The 549-nt window shown below is 50.1% G+C and carries 1 pseudogene; it reads right to left on the minus strand.

Annotation, left to right across the window (positions count from 1 at the left end):
• Window positions 1-257 precede the first annotated feature (257 nt).
• A pseudogene (locus BFF42_RS20440) lies at window positions 258-549 on the minus strand (IS1-like element IS1X2 family transposase); the annotation flags it as partial.

A 549-nucleotide genomic window follows, 5' to 3' on the forward strand; every position in this document is an offset into this window, starting at 1 on the left:
ACTGGCCGATAAACCGGGTCGGCGAACTGCTCCCCTGGCGCGTAGCACTGCCGACTGAATAACACATCCCCGTCAATACGGTTCTTGCTGCACGCTTACCGTTGAAATTTTGTCCATGGATTTCATAGCCTCACCTCCGCAAATAACGGATGGCGTAGTTTTACACTGAGAAATGAAAGGGATTTGAAAAGAAAAAAACGCAAAAGCGGGCGAAACGATATATACAGTAAGGAAAGCACTCTGGTAATGACTCCAACTTACTGATAGTGTTTTATGTTCAGATAATGCCCGATGACCTTGTCATGCAGCTCCACCGATTTTGAGAACGACAGTGACTTCCGTCCCAGCCTTGCCAGATGTTGTCTCAGATTCAGATTATGTCGCTCAATGCGCTGAGTGTAACGCTTGCTGATAACGTGCAGCTTTCCCTTCAGGCGTGATTCATACAGCGGCCAGCCATCCGTCATCCATACCACGACCTCAAAGGCCGACAGCAGGCTCAGAAGACGCTCCAGTGTGGCCAGAGTGCGTTCACCGAAGACGTGCGCC

Origin of the sequence: Shigella sp. FC1661 (assembly GCF_001712525.1) — a bacterium.
Taxonomy (GTDB): Bacteria; Pseudomonadota; Gammaproteobacteria; order Enterobacterales; family Enterobacteriaceae; genus Escherichia; species Escherichia coli.